The following is a 24,245-nucleotide window of genomic DNA, read 5'->3' as shown; positions in this document are numbered from 1 at the left end:
TGGGGGTGAAGGACAATAGGCTGTTCGAAAAAAAGAACGAAAAAACCGAATTTGCCCGCTTTTTCTGATCAGCGTAGCCAACACCCGGCGAGCTGCCCAAAAACGCAGGCGATTCAGCAGCATGGACGCCCGCCACGCATATGAGTATCATGGCGCCCGCGTCGCACCAGTAGCTCAGCTGGATAGAGTACTGCCCTCCGAAGGCAGGGGTCGTGGGTTCGAATCCCGCCTGGTGCACCATCCTCAGAATCAAAAAGCCCCTGGTCGCAAGACCTGGGGCTTTTTTGTGGGCGCTGTCTCACTCAACGCTTGCGCAACGCCTCCAACCGCGCCGGCAAGTCTTCCTTGGGGAAGCGCTTGTGCAGCGCCAGCAGCTTCTCATCAGCGGCCTCGCTCTCACCCGCCTCGCGCAAGCGCAGGATTTCCATCAGGCCCTGCTCCAGCGATGGCAGTGCAGCCGGCGCGGATTTGCTCATCTTTGCCGCTGGCTTTTCCGCCATGGATTGCATCGGGCTGGCCGGGGCCCGAGCCAGTTCGCCCTGGGGCGCCATGCGGGTGATCGGCGCGGGGGCGGGCATGGCCGGTGGGGGTGCAGCGGCTACGGCGGGTTCTTGCTGGTCGGCGGAAAATTCCATCGAAGCGGGTGAGGCCAGTTCGTCGTGGGGCACAGGGGAACGCAGCACCAGGCCAATCATCAGCGCCACGCCGGCGACCGTGGCGAATGCCATTTGCCAGCGCGGCCGTTGGCAGGCTTGCAGCCAGCGTTGCCACAGGCTTGGCGTCGTCCTCGGGGCTTCGCGACGGGCGGTGGCCAGGATGAAGGCGTCCAGGGAGGCCGGCGGCTCGCCGCTGGCGTGTTGGCGAAAATGCTCGATGAGCCTTTCGTCATCGGGATCCGGGGTGTGTTTGGGGTCGATCATGCGGGTACCTCCTCGGCCAGCAGTCGCTGCAATTTCTGCTGGGCGTAACGCAAGCGGCTTTTGACCGTTTCCAGCGGGACGCCGGTCAGGGCGGCAATCTGTGGCAGCTCCAAGTCACCGTGCAGGCGCAGCAGGAAGACTTCTCGCTGATCCTCGGGCAAGGCCTGCAACGCGGCGTCGAGACGCGCCTGGTCGCGGCTCAGACTCAGCTGTTGCTCGGGGCTGCTGGTGTCGTCGGGCTGGACGTGGAACTGCTCGTCGTAACTGTCGTGCAACGGGTTGTGGACGCCATGTTTGCGCCAGTGGTCGATCAAGCGGTTGCGGGCAATCTGGAACAACCAGGTACGAAAACTCGCCCGGCCTTGTGGCTGGGTGGTGCTGCGAATCAGGCTGAGCCAGGTGTCCTGGAAGACTTCCTCGGCCAGTTCGGCCTTGTTGCTCAAGGACATCAGGAAACGGTAAAGCCCTTGCCGATGGCGGGCGTACAAGGCTTCGAAAGCAGCCCCGTCGCCGTTGCGGTAGCGGGCCAGCAGCGATTCGTCGCTGGGAGAATCAAGCGCAGCGGGCATGTCAGTGAGGAACTCCTTTCCGATCATTGCAACACAGTCCTGGCAGACAACAAGGGAAACCTGTGGGAGCGAGCTTGCTCGCGATGGCGGTGCATAAGTCCACATCAATGCCAACTGATCCGAAGCCATCGCGAGCAAGCTCGCTCCCACATTTGCCCCTCGTTGTGCTCGGGATCAGCGCTTGGCCGCGGGCTCAAGGCTCTGGGCCAGCTCCACCAACTGCACAAACTCGCCACGCAGCCCAAACGGATCATCGCCGCGGGCCGAGCGCGCCAATTGTGCGGTGTCCTTCAAAGTCATCGTCCCAGTGTAGCGTCCATCGCCCTTGAGCTGTTGGGCGAAGGCGGCAACAGCGGCCGAGAAGCGCAGGTCATCGCTGGGCTTGCGGTCGTTCTGCACGCCAGCAATGGGATGCTCGATCAATCGACTGCTACCGCCCTCAGCCGGCTTGTAGCGTACGCGCAACATCGCCAATTCCCCTGACGTGCTCTCCGACTTGGGCGTACTTCCATAGCGCAGTGGCTCCAGCCAGCCCGGCGCGCCCTTCGGAACAATTTCATACAACGCCGTCACCGTATGCCCGGCGCCGATCTCGCCCGCGTCGACCTTGTCGTTGTTGAAGTCCTCACGTTTCAACGCACGGTTCTCATAGCCCAGCAGGCGATACTCACTGACCTGGGCGGGGTTGAACTCCACCTGCAACTTCACATCCCGCGCCACCACCGCCAGGGTGGAGCTGAGCTGGTCCACCAGGACCTTGCGCGCTTCGAGCAGGTTGTCGATGTAGGCGTAGTTGCCGTCACCGGCATCGGCGAGTTGCTCCATCAGGTGTTCGTTGTAGTTATCCACACCGAAGCCCAGCGTCGTCAGGGAGACGCCGCTTTTACGCTGGTCCACCGCCATCTGCTTGAGGCTGTCGAAATCACTGATGCCGACGTTGAAGTCGCCGTCGGTGGCCAGCAGGATGCGGTTGATGCCTTTGTCGATGAAGCTCTCCCGCGCCATCTGATAGGCCAGTTCGATACCCGAAGCGCCCGCGGTGGAACCACCGGCGTCGAGTTGATCGATGGCGTTGCGGATGGTCACCTTGTCGCGACCCGAGGTGGGCTTGAGCACCACCCGGGATTCGCCGGCATAGACCACCAGGGACACCCGGTCCTGATCGCGCAATTGGTCCACCAGCAGTTTCAGCGTGCTCTTGACCAGCGGCAGGCCTTCGCGACGATCCATGGAGCCGGAAACGTCCACCAGGAAGACCAGGTTGGCCGGCGCCAGATCCGCCACGGCGCGGTCGCTGGCCTTGATGCCGATGCGCAGCAAGCGGGTGTGGGGATTCCACGGTGACGGGGCCACTTCGGTGGTCACACCAAAGGGTGAGCCGTCGCTGGGCAGGGCGTAGCTATACGGGAAGTAATTGACCATTTCCTCCAGCCGCACAGCACCTTCGGGCGGCAGGCTGCCTTGATTGAGCAGACGTCGCACATTGGCATAGCTGCCGGTATCGACATCCACGCTGAAGGTCGACACCGGCGTTTCGGCCACGCTGTGAATCGGGTTGTCCGGCAGTTTTTCGTATTGTTCGCGCGACTCGGCGCGGTAACCCGCAGTGACAGCATCGTTCGCCACGCTGGGGGCGGGCATCGATGCCGGTTTCATGAGCGTGCGCTTGACCGTCGACTGGCGCACTTCGGCGATCTCGCCTTGCGGTACGACGCTGGGCGCCACGGCCACCGGTTCGGACGGATTGGCCGCCTCCCGGGAGGAAGACAACCCACAACCGGCCAACGCCACCAGCAAAGTCACGGCGAAGCCTTGGGCAGCAGGACGCATAAAGGGAAGTGGACGGGACATGGGCTGAACCTCGTGAATGAATGATTCGTACACACGCTCAGACGCAAGGCACACACGGTTCGGGTTAACCGGTGGAAATTATTTTTTCCGGCGGCTGACAACCTTCGTCATTTTCCTCTCCAGCCCCTTGATACCTTTCGGATTTTTCCTCAAGTTACCGCCCCCCGAGTCGAGATACTAAAGTGCCATCAACCCTATAAGGACATTCCGTGTTCAAAACACTCCTCAAGGCCACCGCCCTCATCGCCACCCTGTCGATGACCGGCTGCGTGTCCTACACCGTCACCGGCCCAGTAGGCAACCCGCAGCACCCTGCTCCCGTCAGCAGCCCGCGTATCGCACAAATCGCCGATGTCGCCGTGACTGCACCTGATGTCAACGATGCCACCCGCACGGCCATCAGCCGCTCGCTCACGGCCCAGCTCAATCAGTACGTACAGACCGGCGGCTACTTCAAGCAGGTCACCGAATACCCGACGCGCCTGGGCGAGAATGACGTACTGCTCAAGTTCGACATGACCTCCCTAAAAGGCCATCGCGCCCCGCACCCGGGCTACTTCCCCGGCGCGCTGCTGACCCTCACGGTCTGGATCTGGGTGAACGGCCCTATCTACGTCGACAGCTTCGATGTCGCCGGCAACCTGGTGATCGTCGACCGCGACGGCAAGGAACTGGCAACGGCCAAGGAAGAGATCAAGCTCGAGCGCAACGTTGGTTTGTATGGCCGCGAATACTGGGCGCCGACCATGGGTGCCCAACAGCTGAATCAGTTGGTCGCACAGCTGCTGGACACCGCCACCGCACGCCTGGCCAAACAATAAGGAGCAACACATGATGGGTTTCATCAAACACAGCCTGGTACTGGCCGCCGTTCTGCTGACCGGTTGCGTGTCCTACTCGCAACACCAATTGCCCGACGTGAAGACCTGGCCGCCAGCCGCCGCCACGCCAGCCGCCAAACCCAGCGCTTTCGTGCGCACCACCGCGCAGAACCAAGTCAACAGTGGCCCGGCCGTTGCCGCTTCGGGCGCCCAGGCCACCGCATGGGAAACCTCCGTGGCCGAGACGTTCCGCGATTCCGGACGCTTCGCGCGGGTCAGTACCGACAAGGTCGAGTCGGACATCTACGCCGAAGCCACCCTGCGCAACAACGAACAGTTCAGCATGGCCTCGGCCATCATCACCGGCGCGACCTTCTTCGTGATCCCGTCCACGGCCGAGAACACCTTCACCCTTGAAACCGTGTTCAAGGACAAGGACGGCAAGGAACTGGGGCGCGTGCAGAAGAGTGAATCGGTGCGCACCTGGATGCACCTGGTGCTGATTTTTGGCATTCCGTTCCAGCAGGACACCCGCGACGTGGTACAGGCGCTGACACGTAGCACGTTGGAAGAGGCGGTGCAGCGGCGGTTGCTGTAAGCGACCGCCCGACTCAACGCTTGCTGGAATCCTGTGGCGAGGGAGCTTGCTCCCTCGCCACGGAATCATTCCAACCCTGGCCCAACTTCACTCAGCCCCGATTTCCACCACGGTTTTTCCTTTCCCACGCCCCTCGGCTACCTGCGCAAAGGCCTCATTGACCTCCCCCAGGCCAAACCGGGTTTGATCGATCTTGATCCGCAACGCGCCGGCCTCAATCAGTGCTGCTGCCTCCCGCAAGATCTGGCCATGATGTTCGCGTCCCTTTCCGGTCAGCAGCGGCATCAACGTAAACACCCCGGAATAGCTCGCTCCTCGGAACGACAACGGCGCGAGACTGTGCTGGCCCCAGCCGAGACAGCTGAGCACATGGCCGGTGTAGGTCTTTGCCGCATTGAACGACGCATCCAGGGTCGGGCCGCCAACGGTGTCGTAGACGATGTCGAAGCCTTCGCCATCGGTGTACTGGCGCACGTAGCTGTCGGTGTCTTGGGTCCGGTAGTCGATGGCTGAGGCGCCCAGTTCGCGGATGAAATCCAGGCTGCTGGCCGAGCCCGTGGCGTAGACCTCGGCGCCCCGGGCCTTGGCGATCTGCACGGCCATCTGACCGACGCCGCCCGCGCCGCCATGAATCAGCACCTGTTGCCCGGCCCGGACGTTGGCACGGTCGACCAAACCTTCCCAGGCCGTGATGAATGCCAGCGGCAAGGCCGCCGCTTCGCGCATGCTCAGTGAGCGGGGCTTGGGCGCAATCAGGCGGGCATCGACCGCGATGTATTCGGCCAGCGCGCCTTGAGCCCCGCCGATCCCGCCGGCCATGCCGAATACCTCGTCGCCAGGCGCGAAGTCATCCACGCCTTCGCCCCGCTCAACCACCGTCCCGGCCAGATCAATTCCTAATACAGCGGGCAACGGCTGCCGTGCATGGGCACCGCCTCCCGCCGCGATCTTGGTATCCAGCGGGTTGATTGCGGCGGCATGCACCTTGATCAAGACCTGGCCTTTGCCGGGAACCGGCCGGGCGATGGAACGGACAATCAGCGGCGCTTGAGCGGTTTCGGCAACGGCGGCGAACATGGTGTTGTTCATGACGGTAAACCTCCAAATAAGTGGGCAGGTTCATCATGGGAGCGAAGACGCATTCCGATAAGTGAGCAACAATGGATAGGACTTATTCCAGGCAGAGGCTAAATCCTGATGGATCTGATCGATGCAATGCAGGTGTTCGTGCGGGTGGTGGAGCGCGGCTCGTTCTCGGCGGTCGCCAGGGAGCTGAACCTGGGCCAACCGGCGGTGAGCAAGCAGATCCGCGCATTGGAGCAACATCTGGGTGGGGCGCTGTTTGCCCGCAGCACCCGCCATCTCGCACTGACCGACCAGGGCCAGCGCTTCTACGCCGAGAGCAAGGACATACTCGCCAGTGTGGACGCGGCACGGCTCAGTTTCGCCAGTGGCCAGGAACAGATCGCCGGCCTTCTGCGCGTGGCGGCGCCCGTCAGTTTCGGCCGGTTGTGTATTGCGCCCCTGGTGGGCGAGTTCCTGGCCCGTCACCCACAGGTTCGGATCGACTTGAGGTTGAGCGACCAGAACGAAGATGTGTTGAAGGAAAACATCGACCTGGCCATTCGCATCGGCGTGGTGAAAAACGAAGGGCTGGTGGCGATTTCCCTCGGCGATAGCCCGCGCCGGGTGTACGCCGCCCCTGCTTATCTGCAACAGCACGGCACGCCCCTCGAACCGGCCGACCTGGCCCGCCATAACTGTTTGGCGTTCACCCTGCTGGAACATTACGACGTCTGGCGATTCGCGCAGGATGGCCAGCAGCATAACGTGACGATCAAGGGTAACGTCACCTGCAACAGCAGCGAAGCGATCCGGGAAATGGTGCTGTCGGGCCTGGGCGTTTCGCTTTCACCGCAGTGGTTGTTCGCGGCCGATGTTCGCCAGGGTACCGTCTGCTCCCTGCTTGCCGACTACCAGCCGCTGGCGCTGCCCATCAGCGCCGTGTTCAGTCACGACCGACGCCGCTCGGCGCGGACTCGGGCCTTTGTGGATTTTTTGCGCGAGCGTCTTTGAACAGCCGGGCTAGGATTCACAGGCCAATGACGGCTGCGCAGCCTTGCCATACCGTCCCGGGAAATACGCCGCCGCAGCCACCCCCACCGCCCCCATCACCACGCAATACCCCACGCACACCCACGGGCTCCACGGCACCAGGGCGATCAGCATCAGTGGGGTCATGCTGGCCCACAATGCATAGGCGATGTTGTAGGTGAGCGAGATGCCGGACACGCGGATCTTCGGTGGGAACAGGCTGACCATCACCGACGGCACCGCGCCGACCACGCCGCAACCCAGGCCGGCTACGGCGTAGGCCAGGCCCAGCCAGGCGCTGCCGCTGATCAGGCTGGCGTAGAGCACGGCGATGCCCAGGGGCAGCAGCAGGCTGTAGAGCATGACGGTGCGCCAGGCGCCGATGCGGTCGACGATGAGGCCGGCCAGGACGCAGCCGATGTTCAGGAAGACGATGCCCAGGCTGCTCAGGGCGAAGGTGTAACTGGGGGTCATGCCGAAGCTTTTCTGCATCACGGTCGGGGTGATAACCACGAACACCACCACGGCCGAGGTCAGCACGCAGGTCAGGATGGCGGCGGGCAGCAAGGCCTGGCGATGGTCGCGCAGGACCGTGCGCAACGGCAGTTCCGTAGCGCCTTCGCGATTGGCTTGCAGGGCCATGAAGATCGGCGTTTCGCTCAGCCAGCGGCGCAGCCAGACGCCGATCACACCGAAGACGCCCCCCAGCAGGAACGGCAGGCGCCAGGCGTAGTCGAGAATCTCCGCCGGCGTGTAGATCCGCGCCAGCGCCGTTGCGGTCAGGGCCCCCAGCAAGTAGCCGAAGGTCAGGCCCGCCTGGAGGAACCCCAGGGCATAGCCGCGATGATGCAGCGGCGCATGTTCGGCCACGAACACCCAGGCGCTTGGCACCTCGCCGCCCACCGCCGCGCCCTGCAGGATACGCAGCGCCAGCAGCAACAACGGTGCGAAATAGCCGATTTGCGCATAGGTGGGCATCACCCCGATGAGTAGGCACGGCAAGGCCATCATCAGGATGCTCAGGCTGAACACGCGCTTGCGCCCCAGGCGATCGGCGAAGTGCGCCATGAGAATGCCGCCCAGGGGCCGGGCCAGGTAGCCGGTGGCGAAAATCCCGAAGCTTTGCAGCAAGCGCAGCCAATCGGGCATTTCCGGCGGGAAGAACAGTTGGCTGAGGGTCAGGGCGAAGAACACGAAAATGATGAAATCGTAGATCTCCAGCGCGCCGCCCAAGGCGGCCAGGCCCAAGGTCTTGTAATCGGAGCGGCTGAATCGGTCACCAGGTGAAACAGGGGTGGCAGTCATAGGCAGATTGGAACGATAGGTTGAAAGAGGGCGACGGCTCAGTCGTCGCGATCAGTGTCCACCGGTTGAACCGGTGGTTGGCCTGGCTCGGCGTCTTCGGCCTCGTCGGCAGGCAGGAAATCCTTGCGGCTCTGGGCGATGGCCCGGCGTATTTCGTCGCCCTTGGTGGGGCAGTTCAGGAGGCGGGCGATGCCGTCGGGTTTCTGCGTCATCGCCATCCTCCGGCATGAGTGAACAGGGGCTCGATAGTGCTCGCTTTTGGCGCGTGATGCCAATGTTGTGTCGGGCGTCACCGCCATTGCGGGGGGCTGCTTCGCAGCCCAGCGGGGATAAATCCCCTCGCCACAAGGTTTTTTTTGCTGTTCGGGTCAGCGGTGGTAGCGGCGCACGACGCTGCTGTTGCGCAGGACGTGGCCTTTGATTTTTTCCATCAGCTGGGCCCGTGTGAGGCCAGCGGGGAAGGCTTCCGGCGGCAGGTCCAGGGCGAAGAGCTGGATCAGGTAGTGGTGAGCGCTGTCGCCGATGGGCGGGCAAGGGCCGATGTAGCCGTGGGTGTTCTTGCTGTTGATGCCACTCATGCCTTCCAGCGAGGATTTGGTACCGGCGCCCGCTGGAATCTGCCGGGTGGTGGCCTTGATGCCGTAGTGGATCCAGTGGTCGACGCCCTGGCCCCTCTGGCCGTCCGGGTCCAACATGACGATGGCGTAGCTGAGGGTGCCAGGCGGGCCAGCGTTCCAGCTCAAGGCCGGGGAAATGTTCTTGCCACCACAGGTGTTGGCGTCACTGGCCGCCGCCGCGGTGAAGAGGCGGTCGTCCGACACGCCGGGAATACTGAGGGTAAAACGCTCCTCGGCCTGGGCAGCCCCTTGTGCGCAAAGCACCAGGGCGACGGCCGCCAGCCAAGGGGTGAAAATGTTCAATCGGGTCATACCGGGGCACCTTGTGCGTGTCAGGCCATGGACGGCTTGCGAACTATAGCCGCAGCTTCGCCAAGGTTGCAGTGACAATTATGCTGAACCTCGTTCCGGCCCTGCGACTCCAAGGGGAAACGCCTGCCGGAGAACGACCATGCCTATGCATCAAGTCGCCCGTTTCGCCGATGTGCGCGAAGATCGCGGCCTCGAAGTCAACATCAACGACACGTTCATCCTGTTGCTGCGTTCAGGCGATCAGGTGCGCGCCTTCCAGGGCAAGTGCCCCCATGCAGGCGCACCACTGGCCAAGGGCGCGGTGTGCCATGGACGGCTGATTTGCCCGTGGCACAAGGCGGCGTTCCGGACTGAAGACGGCGCCCTGTGCGAGCCGCCGGCCCTCGACAGCCTGGCGCGCTATCACGTCGAGGTGCGGGACGGTGACGTCTGGGTCGATGACCAACCGCTGCCGGCCGATAAAATCCCGCCGGCCGATGACGCGCGCACGTTTGTCATCATCGGCGCCGGTGCGGCCGGCACAGCTTGCGCAGCGGCGTTGCGGGAGAAGGGGTTTGGCGGCCGAATCCTGTTGATCGACCGCGAAGCCGAGGCCGGCTACGACCGTACGGTGCTGAGCAAGTATGTATTGGCCGGCGACATGCCGGTCAACGAGACGGCGCCGCTGCGCGATGATACTTACTTCACCCAGCAACGCATCGAAAGGCTCCACGGCGAGGTCACCCATTTGGACCCCAGTGCTCGGCAAATCCAGCTCGCCGATGGCCGACGCCTGGACTACGACGCCGCGCTCATTGCCACAGGCGGGGAGCCGAAGACGCCAGCCCTACCCGGCATCGATTTGCCGCAAGTCTTCGTGCTGCGTTCCATCGCCCACACCCGGCAGATTCTCGACACTGTCCGGCCAGGACAACGGGCGGTGATCATCGGCGACAGTTTCATTGCCATGGAAGTCGCTTCATCCCTGCGCAAGCGCGAGCTGAGCGTCACCGTGTTGGCCCGGCACCCGGTGCCATTCGCCGCGCAATTGGGCGAGAGCGTCGGCCAGGCCATCCTGGCCCGGCACCGGGCCAACGGCGTGGTGTACCACAGCGACGGCGAAGCGGCGCGGATCGAGGGTGCGCACAAGGTCGAAGCCGTGGTGCTGGATAACGGCCAGCGTTTGGCTGCGGACGTGGTGATCGTCGGCATCGGCGTGCGCCCGGCCACCGAGCCGTTTGCCGAGTTGCCCCGGGAACAGGACCAGTCACTGTCCGTTGACGCGGGCATGCGAGTGACGGATGGCTTATGGGCCGTCGGTGATATCGCGACCTTCCCCCTGAACGGCGCGCCTGTGCGCATCGAGCATTGGCGCCTGGCCCAGCAACAGGCGCGCATCGCCGCCGCGAACATGCTCGGCGGCGACGAGCACTATCTGGACGTGCCGTTTTTCTGGACCTATCACTTCGGCAAACGCTACGACTACCTCGGTCACGCCGAGCACTGGGATGAGGTGGAGTTCAAGGGCACGCCCGAGCATCCACCCTTTATCGCCCTGTTGGGCAAGGACGGCCTCGTTGCCGCCGCAGTGGCCTGCGATGAAGGCCGGGCCATGGCGGCGTTGGCCCAGCGCATGAAACAACCATTGCCGGTGGACGAGGCGTGGCGGCTGATCCGGGATTTCTCATCGTAGATCTGCCACAGCCCAAAATCCCCTGTGGGAGCGAGCTTGCTCGCGATAGCGATGGGTCAGTCGACTTCAATATGGCTGACCCGACGCCATCGCGAGCAAGCTCGCTCCCACAGTTTTTGTTCTGTGTGACCGAAAGATCTGCCGCACCCCAATCCCCTGTGGGAGCGAGCTTGCTCGCGAAAGCGATGGATCGGCTTGCATCAATGTACGGACTGATCCGCCGGCAAATGGATAACCCGGGGCCGCTCCAATGGCGCCAGAGGCGCTGGCTGCAACTCCGGACTGAGCAAATGGAAATGCGGTACGACGTGGCTGATGTCGCCTTCCTGGTTGTTGTGGATGGTCTTCGAACCGGGCTGGCGCAACGTATCCAGACGCTCACCGGTCAACTTGAAACTGGCGCTCAAGCCCTGGTCATCCACCACCGGCGCCGGCAGCCGACGCTGGGCGAAGCTGCGACTTTTGCGTTGTTGATAACGCGCCCAGGTAATCAGCAGCACCGCGTTGACCAACGCGATCCAACCATAAACCTGCAAAGTCCCCAGGGTGTCGAACAGCGACCCTCCCAGGCGCGGGCCGGCCTGGCTATCGAGCAGCGACCACAGCCCATTGACCAGCAAATACAACAGCCCCACCCACGCCAGCACGGTGAAAAGCGCATCGATGACCACCAGAAAAGGCCGTTGCCGGGTCCTGATAATTTTCATCGGATCACTTCCTCTTCCTGATCATCGAATGGTTTGATACCGCGATCCGGGCTGATCCAGCGCGCACGCTTCTGATGCTGCCCGAACAGCACTTTGGGAAAGCTCACCAGGGTAGTGAACAGACTGATCAGCCAGAACACCAACGGGTACCAGACCACCCAGAACATGATGTGCCACAGGCCTTTTTCGTAGCGCCGGTCGATCAGGATGCTCACCGCGAACTGCAGCAGGCACACCACCGCCAGCAACAGGCCGGTGAAGGCCGGCGGCATCAGGTGATCCACGGCGATGGCCGCTGGCATCTCGACGAATTTACCGGCGCCCCAGAAGATCACCGACAGCAGGAAGGTGAACGCCCAGCCGGTGGACAGGCAGTATTCGAACAGCAGCGGCCACAGGTAGCGGTGGCGGTATTGCCAGATGCCACGGATGTTCTTGAACAGCACCTCGGCGCCCCCCTGGGCCCAGCGCAGGCGTTGCCGCCACAGGCCGCGCAGGGTTTCGGGCATGAGAATCCAGCACAGCGCGCGTGGCTCGTAGAAGATGCTCCAGTGATCCAGCTGCAGCTTCCAACTGATGTCGATGTCTTCGGTAATCATGTCCGGGCTCCAGTAGCCGACCCGGTGCAGGGCCGTGCGTCGGAACGCGACGATTACGCCGGACACGGTGAAGATCCGCCCGAAGACCCGCTGGGTACGCTTGATCAGGCCGATGATCGAGGAGAACTCGCCGACCTGGACCCGACCTATCAAGGTCGAGCGGGTGCGGATGCGCGGGTTGCCGGTCACCGCGCCGAGGCGGGCGTTGTCCAGCATCGGCGCCACCAGGTAAGCACAGGTGTTCGGCGCCAGCAGCGCGTCACCGTCGATGCACACCAGGTATTCGCTGCGCGCCGCGATGGCCCCCATGCGCAGGGCCACGGCCTTGCCCTGGTTTTCCGCCAGGTGCAAGACACGTAGGCGCGGGTCTTCCGCCGCCAGTTGATCGAGCATCTGGGCGGTGTTGTCCTTGGAGCCGTCGTTGATGGCGATGACTTCGATGTTCGGATAATGCTGGCCCAGCGCCGCGTGAATGGTGTCGGCGACGTTGTCGCCTTCGTTGAAGCACGGGATCAGGATGCTGATCAGCGGCTCGCCCGCCAGGGCCGGTGGCAAGGTATCGTCCTTCCATGGCCAGTGGCGCTCCCAGTGCAGCCAGAAATACAGGCCGCCGGCAATCCACAGCCCGGACATGAACAGCGGGTAAAAGAACACGAAGTCCATCAGGAATTGCCCGGTGACCAGGAAGATCAGGCCCAGGGGTACCCCAAGGACGATCGCCAGCACCAGCAGGGCGAGCAGTCTGTCGAGCATGTCAAGGATTCCACTTGTTGGAGAGCGCCGGCCGCACGGTTTTCACGGCGGGCTGGTCTTCGATGAAGTTGTCCGGGTAGTAGCCGAAGCTGGTCACGCCTTTGCGCTTGAGGCGCCCCATCCAGTCAGCCAGTTGTTCGCCGTCGATGTCGCTGACCGGCTTGCTGTGCCAGTCACGGGCTTGCAATTCGAATACCGTGCGCTTGAGCGCGCCGGGGCGAGCCTTGACGGTGTCTACCAGGCGCTCGAGCCAGGGGCCCGATTGTGCGCGGGTCTGCTTTTCCATCAGCGGCATGGCCATCGGTGCCGTCCAGTCGTAAGCGCCAAGGAAATCGTCGAGGTTCTGGGCGAACCAGGCTTCGCTTTCCGGATTGAGCATCGGTTCGGCAAAGATATTGCGCGCTGTCCGAATCTGAGGGCCGCGAATCGCCCGAACCTTGGCGGTCAGCTCATGGGTGAAGTCGATCAGGTAGCGGCTCTTGAAGCGGGTCCAGCGCTGCATCGCCGCGGGGTCATCCCGCAGGGCGGCGATGGACGTCGGCAAGCCGTGGGCGGCATAGACTTTCAGGGCCGCGGGGCTGGCATCCTCGAAGTCGGAGAACACCGCGTCGTCATGGTACAGAACGCCATCCAACGAGCTCATCCGCGCCAGGTCCTGGTAGATCTCGCCGATGACCTTGCGCACGTTCGGGTCGAACGGCGACAGGCGCACGTATTGATCCGGGGCGACGCCAGTCTTGCCGGTTTCCGGATCCCAGCGCTGGACCCGTGGCAGCTTCGCGTCCAGGGCAAAACTGAGCACCGGCATCCAGGCATAGACCTTGGCATTGGCCCGGGTGCGCAGTTGCCATGCGACCCGGTCGAACAGGTCAGCGCGCACCGGCAAGTGACGGTTGGGGAAGTACAACGAATGCACGAGACCGTCGCCTTTCGGGTCGGCGAAGGCTTGCAGGAACACCGTATTGGCACCCAGGTCGGAAATGCGCTGGACCAACTTGCCGACGTTGGCTTCCTGCTGCACCGGGTCCGGGTCGTAGACATAATCCAGGTCGACATGCACCACGCGCATCGGGTCAATCGTCTGCACCGACACGATGCTTTCGGCGAAATGGGCACCATCCGGATCGGACGCCACCAGGAAACGTGGGCCGCTCATCAGGTTATCCAGGCTGTCGAGGCCGTCCTCCAGGGTCAGGGCCATTTGATAGCCCTCACTGCCAATCACTTGCAATGCCGTGCCGTCGGCTTCCCCGTATGGCCAAACCCAGACACGCGGACTGTAGCCGGTAACCTTGCGGATCTTCTCGGAAATGGCCGCCACGTCCTTGCGCAAGCGAGCCTGGAAATCGGCCTCGGTCTCGTAACGACCGGTGGCCGGGTCGTAGCGCCGGGTGGTCGCGGCGGGTTGCTGGTTGCCTTGCGGGTTGGCGAGCACGCCTTTGTGATTGGCGTCTGTGTGGGCGGCGATTTCCACCAGGCCCGATTTCGACACCTCGCGAATCTGCTCCCAGGTCAGGAACTCGGAACGCTTGCGCGGCACTCCGGCGAAATCCACCGTTTGGTTCAGCGGCGTATCCACCCAACTGCCGACCGGGGCGAGGATCGCCGGCCAGTTATAAGCGCGCAGGATGGGCATGACGCGGGTATAAAAGCTCGAGTAGCCGTCGTCGAAACTCAGCAGCACCGCACGCGGCGGCAGTTCCGGACCGCCATTGCGGGCCGTGATGATCTGGTCCACCGTGACCGGCTGGTAGTTGTTTTCCCGTAGCCACGCCAACTGTTCGATCAACCGTTCGGTGCGCACGGCCACCAGCGCCTGGTCCGGGTCTCGGTCGTCGACATCGTGGTAGGCGATGCCGAGCACATGGTTCTTTGGCCACGGCGCGTCGTTGGCCGCCAGCGGACGCTGCGAGGGCGGCGTGAACGCCGGGGCTTGCTGGGCACAAGCGCTGATCAGCAAGGCCCCCAGCAGAAGGATGAATCGCGAAATGACAGGCATCTTCAAACTCTTCTAGAAGCGATAGGTGAGGTCGACAAGCAGGCGCAGATCGCTTTCGCGATCGCCGTCGTAAGGGCGGTTGAGCCAGCTCAGCGCGGCACCTGCCTCTAGCACGTCGTTCCAGATGAAACGCTGGCCGTAGCTGAGCAATCCCATGGCCCCGGTGTTGTAGTCGCGCTGGCTGTAAGTACCGGCACCGACCTGGAACTGCTGGCTCCACGTGGTTTCGTAGCGGCGATACAACACGTGGTTGGCGCTCACGGTCGGCATGACGCTGAAATCCGCTTTCGGGTTGAAATAGGGCACTTCGTTGGAGCCGCTGTTGCGGCTGGCGCCCACTTCCAGGCCCAGTTCCACTTGCAGGCGCGGCGCGCTGTAGATGCCCTCGCGGCCATTCAGCAGGGTTTCGAGACGGTTGTTGCCATCGCTGAAATGGGACGGGCTGACCGCCAGTCGCCACTCGCGGCTTTCATTGGCCCGCCAACGGACGAAACCACTCCCGCCGTTAGCGCGGATGCCGCTGTTGAGCGCCCGCAGCGGGGTATTGGCCGAGAGGTAATCCAGGCTACCGCCGTATTGCCAGTGGTCGTCGATGTCCCGCGCCACGGCCACGCGTGCGCCTTGCTTGTCGCCGGAACCGTAGGAGTGATTGGAGACCTCGGCCTCCAGCGTCATGTCCCGAGTGCGACGCTCCACGCCCAGACGCTGCCAACGATGATGGCCGGTGCCTTCCTCGAAATCACCGGTGGCGTAGCCGGCACCGCCGAACAGCCGCCAGTCTTCATCGATGGGCGGGCTGTAGAGCAGCGTTTCGATGCCAAAATCCCGGCTGCCAGTCACTGCACCGGCGTCACCGCTGCCACCGCCATAACTCTTGCCGGTGTAGGCCTCGATGCGCAGCTCGGCCATGTCGTGTACCTCACGCTGGCGTTGCAGACGTTTGACATGGGCGTTTTCCGGGTAGCGGGCGACCACGTCGTCGGTCAACGCATCCATCTGCCGCCATTCCTGCAAATCCATGGCGGCGCGGGCCTGGGCGACTTCCAGATCCCGGTTGCGCGGGATCGTGGCCTCGACTTCCTTGAGCAGGTTTTCCGAACGGCGCGGCCAGTCACGGGCCTGGTACAGATCGGCCTGGGCCAGGCGCATACCGGTGTTACCGGGGCCTTGGTTGACCAAGGTGTCCAGGCGCGCCTCGGCAGAGGGCAAATCGGCGCCGTACGTGCCGGCCTGGGCGGCGAGTTGCTGGGCGTCCATCCATTCATCGTTGGGGTTGCCGATCGGCAGGCCCTTGAGTTCGATGCGCGGACGCTGGGCTTTCGCCATGTCTTCGGCCAGTGCACGGGCCTCTTCGGATTTTTCACTTTCCAGCAACGCGTAGTAGAGCGCGGTGCTGTCTTCAAAACGCTCCGCAGGATCGGCATCCGGCGCGATCAGGACCCGGCGGTACAGATCGACGGCGATTTCCGGCTCTCGCTGTTCCAGATAGGAAGAGGCCACCCAGCGCAGGGCATAAGTGGGAATGCTCACACCCTCGGCGAGCAACGTCTGGTATTCGGCAATCACTTCAGCCCGACGGGCGCGGGCGTTGAGGGCGCCCATGCGATCGATGCGCCAACGGAGTACGTCGTCATGGGCCTCGGCCACCGGGGTCCAGGTGGCGAGCAACTTGTCGTAGTCGGCCAGGGCGCGGTCGGCAATGATGAAGCGCTCCTGTTCGCTGCGGCTGGCCATGTCCGCCAGGCGCACCCGCTCGGCGGCGACGTCACCTTCCAGGCGTCGCTGCACGCCACGGTCGATCAGCCCCGGTTGCAGACGCGCCAGGCGCAGCGCAGGCTCCGGCAGCCGTGCGCGTTGCAGGGCGTAGATGTATTCGCGCGCAACCTCTGGGCGGTTACCAGCGCGAGTGAAGGCTTGATCGTATTCGAACAGCGCTTCGTGGGGGCTGTTGGCGCGGGTCAAGGCATAGCCCAGTGCCAGTCGACGCATCGGATCTGTCGGCTTGGCAGCGACCAGGGCCTTGGCGCGAGTGACAGCTTCGTCGGGCTGGCCTGCATCGGCCTGGGTCAAAGCCAGACCAAGTTGCAAATCGGGATTCTGAGGATCGATCACCAAGGCCTGGCGGTACAGCTCGGCCGCCGAATCCCAGCGCTTGAGGTTGCGATAGGCACGAGCCGTTGCAGTCAGCGCCTGGACCGGCAACGCTCGATTGCGGCCCTGGGTTTCATAGACCGTCACCACCTCGGTATCGAGACCGGCCCAACTGGCGATCTGCAGGTGGTCACTGATTTGCGCGGCGCTGGCCTGGCCGGCCGGCACCTGGCGCAACGCAGTCAGCGCAGGCGTGTAATGACCTGCACGGGCATCGAGCACCATTTGGTCATAGGCGCTATCGGCAAACGCCAGCATCGGCCAGCACAGTTGGCTGCACAGTGCGACGCGAAACAACGGGCGCAAACCACGTTGAATAAAAGGACCCACAGTACGCGGCATTCGTCAGCATCCTTACATGGCCAGCCGGGTCGCAGTGCCCCCTTGCCCATCAAACAGGAAGCCGGATCAAAGGAATCCAGCCAAGCTCTAATGGGCCTAGTCTTGCACTCTCGGGCGGGTCATCTTCAGGAACGCCACAATTCTTCAGAATCGATACAGATTTCGGCGCTGGGCTGATCGGTGTGCATAAAAAAACCCGGCCATGCGTCATGCACGGGCCGGGTTCTGGGTGTGACTTGAACGGCTTACTGGATAGCGACGCCGCCGCCCAGCTTGTTCATCACAAATGCCGTGAATTGCTCAACGGTCATTTTCTGGCCATTGAAATCGACCTGGTTGTTGGCGTAGTGCAACTTGGTGACAACGTCGTTGCCTTCAAGGGTCGCCAATTGAGTACCAACGGCCATGGCGCTGAACATATCGCTGGTAGCCGTGGCTTGATCGGCGATCAGCTTGGCATCCGTCTGGCCTTCCATCTGTGCCTGCACAGTCATGAGGTCCACCAGCATCGGCTTGGAAACCTTGAGATTGAAATCCAGCAGGGCGAGCAACTGACGTCCCAGTTCATCCGGCGGCAGGTCCATGGACTGCGGCTTGGTCAGATCAACGATCAGGCTGGCACGGCTTTCACCGTTGGCGGTGTTGAACGACAGATTTTCCAAGGCCACTTGCGGGGCACCGGCCAAGAGTTTTTCCAGATCGGCTTTGACCTGTGCTTCTTCAGCTTCGGTCAGGCTCAACTCCGGCGCCGGTTCACCGGCTGCAGCTGCTTCGGCGGCCGCTTTTTCGTAGGGTTGCAGCTTGGTCTGGTAGATCTGCATCAGCGACATGGTGGCCGGGATGTCCAGGTTCTTCAGGCTGACCGCCATCTGCGCCGAACCGATGGTCTTGTCGTTGAACGACAGCTCACCGATCTTGTAATCGGCACGCCCCGAAGCGCTGGTGCCGTTCTCGCTGCTGCTGTTCTTCATTTCGAAGTTCTTCAGACCCAGCACCGACTTAGGCTCACCGAAGGTGGCCTTGGTGTTGCTCATCAGCAGGGTGTTGTCGCCCATGTAGTAACCGTATGAGCTTTTGCTCAGGTTGCTGGCCAATGTCAGGCCGTTCAGCTCGACCTGCACGGGTGTCTGGTCTTCGGCAACGGTGGTCAACTTGAAGCTGTCCATGTAGCCGTCAGCCTTGACCTTCTGGCCTTGGGCGCTGGCGGCCAAGTCGATTTTCAGGCCGGAGAAGGTGAGCTGGGATTGCTCATCCAACTTGGTTTCCAATGGCAGCAGCTCGTAGGTGCCGTTGATGGACTCGTCGTAGCCCAGGTTGACCACACCTTTGAGTGGGGACTGGTCCTTGGTCGCGGCGAACCATTTGTCAGTCAGTGGATTGCGCTCCAGCGCGGTGTGACTGGTGGCCATGACCGGCAGCCACTTGAGCGTGATCAAGCGAGAGAATGGCAGTGGGCCGTGCTCGATCCGGTCGACGAAGAGCAGCTCGACCGACTCACCACCGAACATCTCGCCTTCGCCTTTGAGACGGTAGTGGGCGGTGCTGCTAAATGTGCCACGGTCCATGGAAACCAGCTCCAGGGCGGCACTGCTGTTGGACCCGGCCAAGGCGGTCTGCATCTGCTTATTGCTATCGGCAATAGCATTTTTCAACACGCCTTCGAGTTTGGTCCCGGTGTACCAGGCGCCGCCCGCGCTGATAGCACCGACAGCCACAACGATTCCCAGAAGTACGCTTGCTGATTTATTCATGAGTGACCCGATCGATATCCATGGTTGAAGAAAGCCGTCGTCTTCCCTGACCCGCAAAGGGGGTGGCTCGACGCCGCAAAGAGGAGGGGAGATTACCATCAGGCACCCCTGCGGGCCCAATGTTTATAGGGGTAAAAACGTTTTCTTGAGAGGTGGTCTACGAATATTGGACTTCGATCTCGTCGAGCTGATGATCGAACGTCTTGAGCCGGGCTGTCCAGGTGTACACCAGCACTTCGAAATCGCGATTGATCACAGCGGCACCCGATGAATCTGCGCGTGAATCGCAAAAATCCAGTTGATAGCGCTCCCGAGCCATGGCGTTAGCCACGTCACACAACTCGCGGGCGTTGTTGAGCCAGTGCCAGCCGTCCTGGGTGACCTGCTTGTCCAAGGCCGCGCACTGGGTTTTCAGGGCTTCGAGGCTTTTTTCCAGCGGAGTGCCGGTGAGCTCGCCCATGACTTCCTGGAACGTGCGGCCAGGCTGCCAATAACTGCCCCAGAAATAACGGTCAAACACTGTTTCGACACGTCGCAGCGCCACCTTGGTGTCCCAAATCAGCACCAGGGTCTTGCCTTGCTCAAGGTGTTTTTTCTTGATTCGTTGGCCCTGAAGCGAAGCCCAGGCCACGACTGCAATGGATATCACGCCGATCAACGCCGCCGCGCTGTCGAGGAACAGCAGCGCCTTGTCGATTTGGTGAGTGAGCATGACGCCATAAAAATAAGTTGCCGAAAGCAGCAGCAATGCCGCAGTAGCGCACCAAAAGCCGGGAGCATAAGGGTTTTTCATTATTGGAATCCCCATGACCAGTGACGTCGCGGGCCCTTTGTCGCCAGGGCCCGCCTTTCACAGCATAGCAACGGCATTGGGGGTTTGCCGTGGCATCAGGGGCTCGATCCGATTACCGGCCCAAAACGACAAAACCCCTGTCTGCTGATGCAGACAGGGGTTCTGGGAATTCAATCTTGACGATGACCTACTCTCACATGGGGAAACCCCACACTACCATCGGCGATGCATCGTTTCACTGCTGAGTTCGGGATGGGATCAGGTGGTTCCAATGCTCTATGGTCGTCAAGAAATTCTGTGTCCGACCCGTTCAAGAACAACGTGTCGGTAAAATCGATGACTTCTACTAAAAACAAAACCCCTACCTGCGTCAGCAGATAGGGGTTTCGGAATTTAATCTTGACGATGACCTACTCTCACATGGGGAAACCCCACACTACCATCGGCGATGCATCGTTTCACTGCTGAGTTCGGGATGGGATCAGGTGGTTCCAATGCTCTATGGTCGTCAAGAAATTCGGTAGCCGGTGCGTGCCTTGCGGTCACGTGCCAGCGAATGGGTATGCGATAGTTTGTGTGCTGCTTGTGAGTATCTCGAACTTTCGGTTCGTTTCGTCTTCACACACCGCAATCTGGTCTCTTTGCCTTTGGGCTTGGAGTTACAAATTGCTTGGGTGTTATATGGTCAAGCCTCACGGGCAATTAGTACAGGTTAGCTCAACGCCTCACAGCGCTTACACACCCTGCCTATCAACGTCGTAGTCTTCGACGGCCCTTCAGGGGACTCAAGGTCCCAGTGAGATCTCATCTTGAGGCAAGTTTCCCGCTTAGATGCTTTCAGCGGTTATCTTTCCCGAACATAGCTACCCGGCAATGCCACTGGCGTGACAACCGGAACACCAGAGGTTCGTCCACTCCGGTCCTCTCGTACTAGGAGCAGCCCCTCTCAAATCTCAAACGTCCACGGCAGATAGGGACCGAACTGTCTCACGACGTTCTAAACCCAGCTCGCGTACCACTTTAAATGGCGAACAGCCATACCCTTGGGACCGGCTTCAGCCCCAGGATGTGATGAGCCGACATCGAGGTGCCAAACACCGCCGTCGATATGAACTCTTGGGCGGTATCAGCCTGTTATCCCCGGAGTACCTTTTATCCGTTGAGCGATGGCCCTTCCATACAGAACCACCGGATCACTAAGACCTACTTTCGTACCTGCTCGACGTGTCTGTCTCGCAGTCAAGCGCGCTTTTGCCTTTATACTCTACGACCGATTTCCGACCGGTCTGAGCGCACCTTCGTACTCCTCCGTTACTCTTTAGGAGGAGACCGCCCCAGTCAAACTACCCACCATACACTGTCCTCGATCCGGATAACGGACCTGAGTTAGAACCTCAAAGTTGCCAGGGTGGTATTTCAAGGATGGCTCCACGCGAACTGGCGTCCACGCTTCAAAGCCTCCCACCTATCCTACACAAGCAAATTCAAAGTCCAGTGCAAAGCTATAGTAAAGGTTCACGGGGTCTTTCCGTCTAGCCGCGGATACACTGCATCTTCACAGCGATTTCAATTTCACTGAGTCTCGGGTGGAGACAGCGCCGCCATCGTTACGCCATTCGTGCAGGTCGGAACTTACCCGACAAGGAATTTCGCTACCTTAGGACCGTTATAGTTACGGCCGCCGTTTACCGGGGCTTCGATCAAGAGCTTCGCGTTAGCTAACCCCATCAATTAACCTTCCGGCACCGGGCAGGCGTCACACCCTATACGTCCACTTTCGTGTTTGCAGAGTGCTGTGTTTTTAATAAACAGTCGCAGCGGCCTGGTATCTTCGACCGGCGTGGGCTTACGCAGCAAGTGCTTCACCCTCACCGCGCGCACCTTCTCCCGAAGTTACGGTGCCATTTTGCCTAGTTCCTTCACCCGAGTTCTCTCAAGCGCCTTGGTATTCTCTACCCAACCACCTGTGTACGGTTTGGGGTACGGTTCCTGGTTACCTGAAGCTTAGAAGCTTTCTTGGAAGCATGGCATCAACCACTTCGTCACCCAAAGGGTAACTCGTCATCAGCTCTCGGCCTTAGATCCCGGATTTACCTAAGATTCCAGCCTACCACCTTAAACTTGGACAACCAACGCCAAGCTGGCCTAGCCTCTCCGTCCCTCCATCGCAATAACCAGAAGTACAGGAATATTAACCTGTTTTCCATCGACTACGCTTTTCAGCCTCGCCTTAGGGACCGACTAACCCTGCGTCGATTAACGTTGCGCAGGAAACCTTGGTCTTTCGGCGTGGGTGTTTTTCACACCCATTGTCGTTACTCATGTCAGCATTCGCACTTCTGATACCTCCAGCAAGCTTCTCAACTCACCTTCACAGGCTTACAGAACGCTCCTCTACCGCATCACTTGCGTGATACCCGTAGCTTCGGTGTATGGTTTGAGCCCCGTTACATCTTCCGCGCAGGCCGACTCGACTAGTGAGCTATTACGCTTTCTTTAAAGGGTGGCTGCTTCTAAGCCAACCTCCTAGCTGTCTAAGCCTTCCCACATCGTTTCCCACTTAACCATAACTTTGGGACCTTAGCTGACGGTCTGGGTTGTTTCCCTTTTCACGACGGACGTTAGCACCCGCCGTGTGTCTCCCATGCTCGGCACTTGTAGGTATTCGGAGTTTGCATCGGTTTGGTAAGTCGGGATGACCCCCTAGCCGAAACAGTGCTCTACCCCCTACAGTGATACATGAGGCGCTACCTAAATAGCTTTCGAGGAGAACCAGCTATCTCCGAGCTTGATTAGCCTTTCACTCCGATCCACAGGTCATCCGCTAACTTTTCAACGGTAGTCGGTTCGGTCCTCCAGTTAGTGTTACCCAACCTTCAACCTGCCCATGGAGATCGCCCGGTTTCGGGTCTATTCCCAGCGACTAGACGCCCTATTAAGACTCGCTTTCGCTACGCCTCCCCTATTCGGTTAAGCTCGCCACTGAAAATAAGTCGCTGACCCATTATACAAAAGGTACGCAGTCACCCAACAAAGTGGGCTCCCACTGCTTGTACGCATACGGTTTCAGGATCTATTTCACTCCCCTCTCCGGGGTTCTTTTCGCCTTTCCCTCACGGTACTAGTTCACTATCGGTCAGTCAGTAGTATTTAGCCTTGGAGGATGGTCCCCCCATATTCAGACAAAGTTTCTCGTGCTCCGTCCTACTCGATTTCACTTCTAAGATCCTTTCGCGTACAGGGCTATCACCCACTATGGCCGCACTTTCCAGAGCGTTCCGCTAAAATCAAAGAAGCTTAAGGGCTAGTCCCCGTTCGCTCGCCACTACTAAGGGAATCTCGGTTGATTTCTTTTCCTCAGGGTACTTAGATGTTTCAGTTCCCCTGGTTCGCCTCTTGCACCTATGTATTCAGTACAAGATAACCATCTTATGATGGCTGGGTTCCCCCATTCAGACATCTCCGGATCAAAGTCTGTTTGCCGACTCCCCGAAGCTTTTCGCAGGCTACCACGTCTTTCATCGCCTCTGACTGCCAAGGCATCCACCGTATGCGCTTCTTCACTTGACCATATAACCCCAAGCAATCTGGTTATACTGTGAAGACGACATTCGCCGAAAATTCGATCTTGCTCTAAGAGCAACTCACAAATTTTACCTTAGCCTGATCCGTTACCAGTGAAAGTAACGTTCAGTCTATCTTTCTATCACATACCCAAATTTTTAAAGAACGATCTAATCAAAAGACTAGAAATCAACATTCACCATCACGTTGATGGAATGCTCATTTCTAAGCTTTCAGAAGCAGTTTATGGTGGAGCCAAGCGGGATCGAACCGCTGACCTCCTGCGTGCAAGGCAGGCGCTCTCCCAGCTGAGCTATGGCCCCATTACAAAATTGGTGGGTCTGGGCAGATTCGAACTGCCGACCTCACCCTTATCAGGGGTGCGCTCTAACCAACTGAGCTACAGACCCAATTTCGAGCTTGTAACTGTTAGCGTGAGCTATCAGCTTGGAGCTTAAAGCTGCTTCTATCGTCTTCTTCAATGAATCAAGCAATTCGTGTGGGAGCTCATGGAGCAGCTGCGGTCGTCGATTAAGGAGGTGATCCAGCCGCAGGTTCCCCTACGGCTACCTTGTTACGACTTCACCCCAGTCATGAATCACACCGTGGTAACCGTCCCCCCGAAGGTTAGACTAGCTACTTCTGGTGCAACCCACTCCCATGGTGTGACGGGCGGTGTGTACAAGGCCCGGGAACGTATTCACCGCGACATTCTGATTCGCGATTACTAGCGATTCCGACTTCACGCAGTCGAGTTGCAGACTGCGATCCGGACTACGATCGGTTTTGTGGGATTAGCTCCACCTCGCGGCTTGGCAACCCTCTGT

Annotated in this window: 17 protein-coding genes, 3 tRNA genes and 4 rRNA genes (1 of these 24 cut by a window edge); 5 read left to right on the top strand and 19 right to left on the bottom strand. The window is 60.6% G+C overall.

Features of this window, described 5'->3' with window-relative positions:
* The first annotated feature begins 163 nt into the window (after positions 1-163).
* Positions 164-240 (top strand) — tRNA-Arg (locus PSH84_RS05440).
* A 62-nt stretch (positions 241-302) separates the two neighbouring features.
* Here the strand turns inward: PSH84_RS05440 and PSH84_RS05435 are convergent.
* From PSH84_RS05435 to PSH84_RS05425, 3 genes are all read right to left on the bottom strand, one after another.
* The gene (locus PSH84_RS05435; RefSeq protein WP_305482382.1) at positions 303-920 is read right to left on the bottom strand and encodes a hypothetical protein; all 618 of its coding nucleotides are present in this window, start codon (positions 918-920) and stop codon (positions 303-305) included.
* Positions 917-1,489, bottom strand: a complete 573-nt coding sequence (locus PSH84_RS05430; protein ID WP_305469099.1) for an RNA polymerase sigma factor — start codon at positions 1,487-1,489, stop codon at positions 917-919. The genes PSH84_RS05435 and PSH84_RS05430 overlap by 4 nt, the downstream gene beginning before the upstream one ends.
* A 174-nt stretch (positions 1,490-1,663) precedes the next feature.
* Positions 1,664-3,340, bottom strand: a complete 1,677-nt coding sequence (locus tag PSH84_RS05425; RefSeq protein WP_305469097.1) for a vWA domain-containing protein — start codon at positions 3,338-3,340, stop codon at positions 1,664-1,666.
* A gap of 209 nt (positions 3,341-3,549) precedes the next feature.
* Here PSH84_RS05425 and PSH84_RS05420 point away from each other — a divergent pair, with 209 nt between their 5' ends.
* Together PSH84_RS05420 and PSH84_RS05415 are read left to right on the top strand one after the other, a co-directional pair.
* Positions 3,550-4,161, top strand: coding sequence for a hypothetical protein (locus PSH84_RS05420; protein WP_122566748.1), 612 nt, complete (start codon positions 3,550-3,552; stop codon positions 4,159-4,161).
* A 10-nt stretch (positions 4,162-4,171) separates the two neighbouring features.
* Positions 4,172-4,759, top strand: coding sequence for a hypothetical protein (locus PSH84_RS05415; RefSeq protein WP_305469095.1), 588 nt, complete (start codon positions 4,172-4,174; stop codon positions 4,757-4,759).
* 87 nt (positions 4,760-4,846) lie between these two features.
* Here the strand turns inward: PSH84_RS05415 and PSH84_RS05410 are convergent, their stop codons facing one another.
* Positions 4,847-5,848: a zinc-dependent alcohol dehydrogenase family protein gene (locus PSH84_RS05410; protein ID WP_305469093.1), complete on the bottom strand. Its 1,002-nt coding sequence runs from the start codon at positions 5,846-5,848 to the stop codon at positions 4,847-4,849.
* Positions 5,849-5,956: 108 nt separating this feature from the next.
* Here PSH84_RS05410 and PSH84_RS05405 point away from each other — a divergent pair, with 108 nt between their 5' ends.
* Positions 5,957-6,835 (top strand): LysR family transcriptional regulator, encoded by an 879-nt coding sequence (locus tag PSH84_RS05405; protein WP_122566751.1) that lies wholly within the window; start codon positions 5,957-5,959, stop codon positions 6,833-6,835.
* Between the two features lie 9 nt (positions 6,836-6,844).
* On the opposite strand, the gene PSH84_RS05400 is transcribed toward PSH84_RS05405, so the two are convergent.
* The 3 genes from PSH84_RS05400 to PSH84_RS05390 all read right to left on the bottom strand — a co-directional run bounded on the left by PSH84_RS05400 (position 6,845) and on the right by PSH84_RS05390 (position 9,087).
* Positions 6,845-8,158, bottom strand: coding sequence for an MFS transporter (locus PSH84_RS05400; protein WP_122566752.1), 1,314 nt, complete (start codon positions 8,156-8,158; stop codon positions 6,845-6,847).
* A 38-nt stretch (positions 8,159-8,196) separates the two neighbouring features.
* Positions 8,197-8,370, bottom strand: a complete 174-nt coding sequence (locus PSH84_RS05395; RefSeq protein ID WP_163006770.1) for a hypothetical protein — start codon at positions 8,368-8,370, stop codon at positions 8,197-8,199.
* Positions 8,371-8,526: 156 nt separating this feature from the next.
* Complete coding sequence (locus tag PSH84_RS05390; protein ID WP_122566753.1) at positions 8,527-9,087, bottom strand: YbhB/YbcL family Raf kinase inhibitor-like protein; 561 nt, start codon at positions 9,085-9,087, stop codon at positions 8,527-8,529.
* 139 nt (positions 9,088-9,226) lie between these two features.
* Between PSH84_RS05390 and PSH84_RS05385 the strand changes: the two genes are divergently transcribed.
* Entirely contained in the window at positions 9,227-10,759 is a 1,533-nt protein-coding gene (locus tag PSH84_RS05385; RefSeq protein WP_305469087.1) for an FAD-dependent oxidoreductase, read from the top strand.
* A 200-nt stretch (positions 10,760-10,959) separates the two neighbouring features.
* On the opposite strand, the gene pgaD is transcribed toward PSH84_RS05385, so the two are convergent.
* The 12 genes from pgaD to PSH84_RS05325 all read right to left on the bottom strand — a co-directional run.
* A complete protein-coding gene (gene pgaD / locus PSH84_RS05380; RefSeq protein WP_305469085.1) occupies positions 10,960-11,466 on the bottom strand; it encodes a poly-beta-1,6-N-acetyl-D-glucosamine biosynthesis protein PgaD in 507 nt (168 codons plus the stop codon).
* On the bottom strand, positions 11,463-12,818 hold the full coding sequence (gene pgaC / locus PSH84_RS05375) for a poly-beta-1,6-N-acetyl-D-glucosamine synthase (protein WP_122566756.1): 1,356 nt from the start codon (positions 12,816-12,818) through the stop codon (positions 11,463-11,465). Before pgaC ends, pgaD begins: the two co-directional genes overlap by 4 nt.
* 1 nt (position 12,819) lies before the next feature.
* The gene (gene pgaB / locus PSH84_RS05370; protein ID WP_305469082.1) at positions 12,820-14,817 is read right to left on the bottom strand and encodes a poly-beta-1,6-N-acetyl-D-glucosamine N-deacetylase PgaB; all 1,998 of its coding nucleotides are present in this window, start codon (positions 14,815-14,817) and stop codon (positions 12,820-12,822) included.
* 12 nt (positions 14,818-14,829) lie between these two features.
* Entirely contained in the window at positions 14,830-17,310 is a 2,481-nt protein-coding gene (gene pgaA, locus PSH84_RS05365) for a poly-beta-1,6 N-acetyl-D-glucosamine export porin PgaA (protein WP_305482381.1), read from the bottom strand.
* Positions 17,311-17,555: 245 nt separating this feature from the next.
* Positions 17,556-19,061 carry a YdgA family protein gene (locus PSH84_RS05360; protein WP_122566759.1) on the bottom strand — a complete coding sequence of 502 codons (1,506 nt, stop codon included), beginning with the start codon at positions 19,059-19,061 and terminating at the stop codon, positions 17,556-17,558.
* A gap of 157 nt (positions 19,062-19,218) precedes the next feature.
* A complete protein-coding gene (locus PSH84_RS05355; RefSeq protein WP_122566760.1) occupies positions 19,219-19,854 on the bottom strand; it encodes an NADH:ubiquinone oxidoreductase subunit N in 636 nt (211 codons plus the stop codon).
* Between the two features lie 174 nt (positions 19,855-20,028).
* Positions 20,029-20,144: ribosomal RNA gene (gene rrf / locus PSH84_RS05350) — 5S ribosomal RNA — on the bottom strand.
* A 107-nt stretch (positions 20,145-20,251) separates the two neighbouring features.
* Positions 20,252-20,367 (bottom strand): 5S ribosomal RNA (rrf, locus tag PSH84_RS05345).
* Between the two features lie 168 nt (positions 20,368-20,535).
* Positions 20,536-23,424 (bottom strand): 23S ribosomal RNA (locus PSH84_RS05340).
* Between the two features lie 241 nt (positions 23,425-23,665).
* A tRNA-Ala gene (locus PSH84_RS05335) sits at positions 23,666-23,741 on the bottom strand.
* Between the two features lie 10 nt (positions 23,742-23,751).
* A tRNA-Ile gene (locus PSH84_RS05330) sits at positions 23,752-23,828 on the bottom strand.
* Positions 23,829-23,950: 122 nt separating this feature from the next.
* A 16S ribosomal RNA gene (locus PSH84_RS05325) occupies positions 23,951-24,245 on the bottom strand (it continues 1,239 nt past the right edge of the window).
* The 16S, 23S and 5S rRNA genes sit together here with 2 tRNA genes alongside, the layout of an rRNA operon.

It is taken from the genome of Pseudomonas beijingensis, assembly GCF_030687295.1.
GTDB classification, from domain to species: domain Bacteria; phylum Pseudomonadota; class Gammaproteobacteria; order Pseudomonadales; family Pseudomonadaceae; genus Aquipseudomonas; species Aquipseudomonas beijingensis.
The sequence above is the reverse complement of the archived record's forward strand: the minus strand, read 5'-3'. Positions and strand labels throughout refer to the sequence as shown.

Bases quoted from the DNA above. Each gene is read 5' to 3' on its own strand.
- PSH84_RS05435 (WP_305482382.1), bottom strand. From the start codon at position 920: ATGATCGACCCCAAACACACCCCGGATCCCGATGACGAAAGGCTCATC.
- PSH84_RS05430 (WP_305469099.1), bottom strand. From the start codon at position 1,489: ATGCCCGCTGCGCTTGATTCTCCCAGCGACGAATCGCTGCTGGCCCGC.
- PSH84_RS05360 (WP_122566759.1), bottom strand. From the start codon at position 19,061: ATGAATAAATCAGCAAGCGTACTTCTGGGAATCGTTGTGGCTGTCGGT.
- pgaC (WP_122566756.1), bottom strand. From the start codon at position 12,818: ATGCTCGACAGACTGCTCGCCCTGCTGGTGCTGGCGATCGTCCTTGGG.
- pgaB (WP_305469082.1), bottom strand. From the start codon at position 14,817: ATGCCTGTCATTTCGCGATTCATCCTTCTGCTGGGGGCCTTGCTGATC.
- PSH84_RS05390 (WP_122566753.1), bottom strand. From the start codon at position 9,087: ATGACCCGATTGAACATTTTCACCCCTTGGCTGGCGGCCGTCGCCCTG.
- PSH84_RS05400 (WP_122566752.1), bottom strand. From the start codon at position 8,158: ATGACTGCCACCCCTGTTTCACCTGGTGACCGATTCAGCCGCTCCGAT.
- PSH84_RS05355 (WP_122566760.1), bottom strand. From the start codon at position 19,854: ATGAAAAACCCTTATGCTCCCGGCTTTTGGTGCGCTACTGCGGCATTG.
- pgaD (WP_305469085.1), bottom strand. From the start codon at position 11,466: ATGAAAATTATCAGGACCCGGCAACGGCCTTTTCTGGTGGTCATCGAT.
- PSH84_RS05415 (WP_305469095.1), top strand. From the start codon at position 4,172: ATGATGGGTTTCATCAAACACAGCCTGGTACTGGCCGCCGTTCTGCTG.
- PSH84_RS05385 (WP_305469087.1), top strand. From the start codon at position 9,227: ATGCCTATGCATCAAGTCGCCCGTTTCGCCGATGTGCGCGAAGATCGC.
- PSH84_RS05410 (WP_305469093.1), bottom strand. From the start codon at position 5,848: ATGAACAACACCATGTTCGCCGCCGTTGCCGAAACCGCTCAAGCGCCG.
- PSH84_RS05425 (WP_305469097.1), bottom strand. From the start codon at position 3,340: ATGTCCCGTCCACTTCCCTTTATGCGTCCTGCTGCCCAAGGCTTCGCC.
- pgaA (WP_305482381.1), bottom strand. From the start codon at position 17,310: ATGCCGCGTACTGTGGGTCCTTTTATTCAACGTGGTTTGCGCCCGTTG.
- PSH84_RS05405 (WP_122566751.1), top strand. From the start codon at position 5,957: ATGGATCTGATCGATGCAATGCAGGTGTTCGTGCGGGTGGTGGAGCGC.
- PSH84_RS05395 (WP_163006770.1), bottom strand. From the start codon at position 8,370: ATGACGCAGAAACCCGACGGCATCGCCCGCCTCCTGAACTGCCCCACC.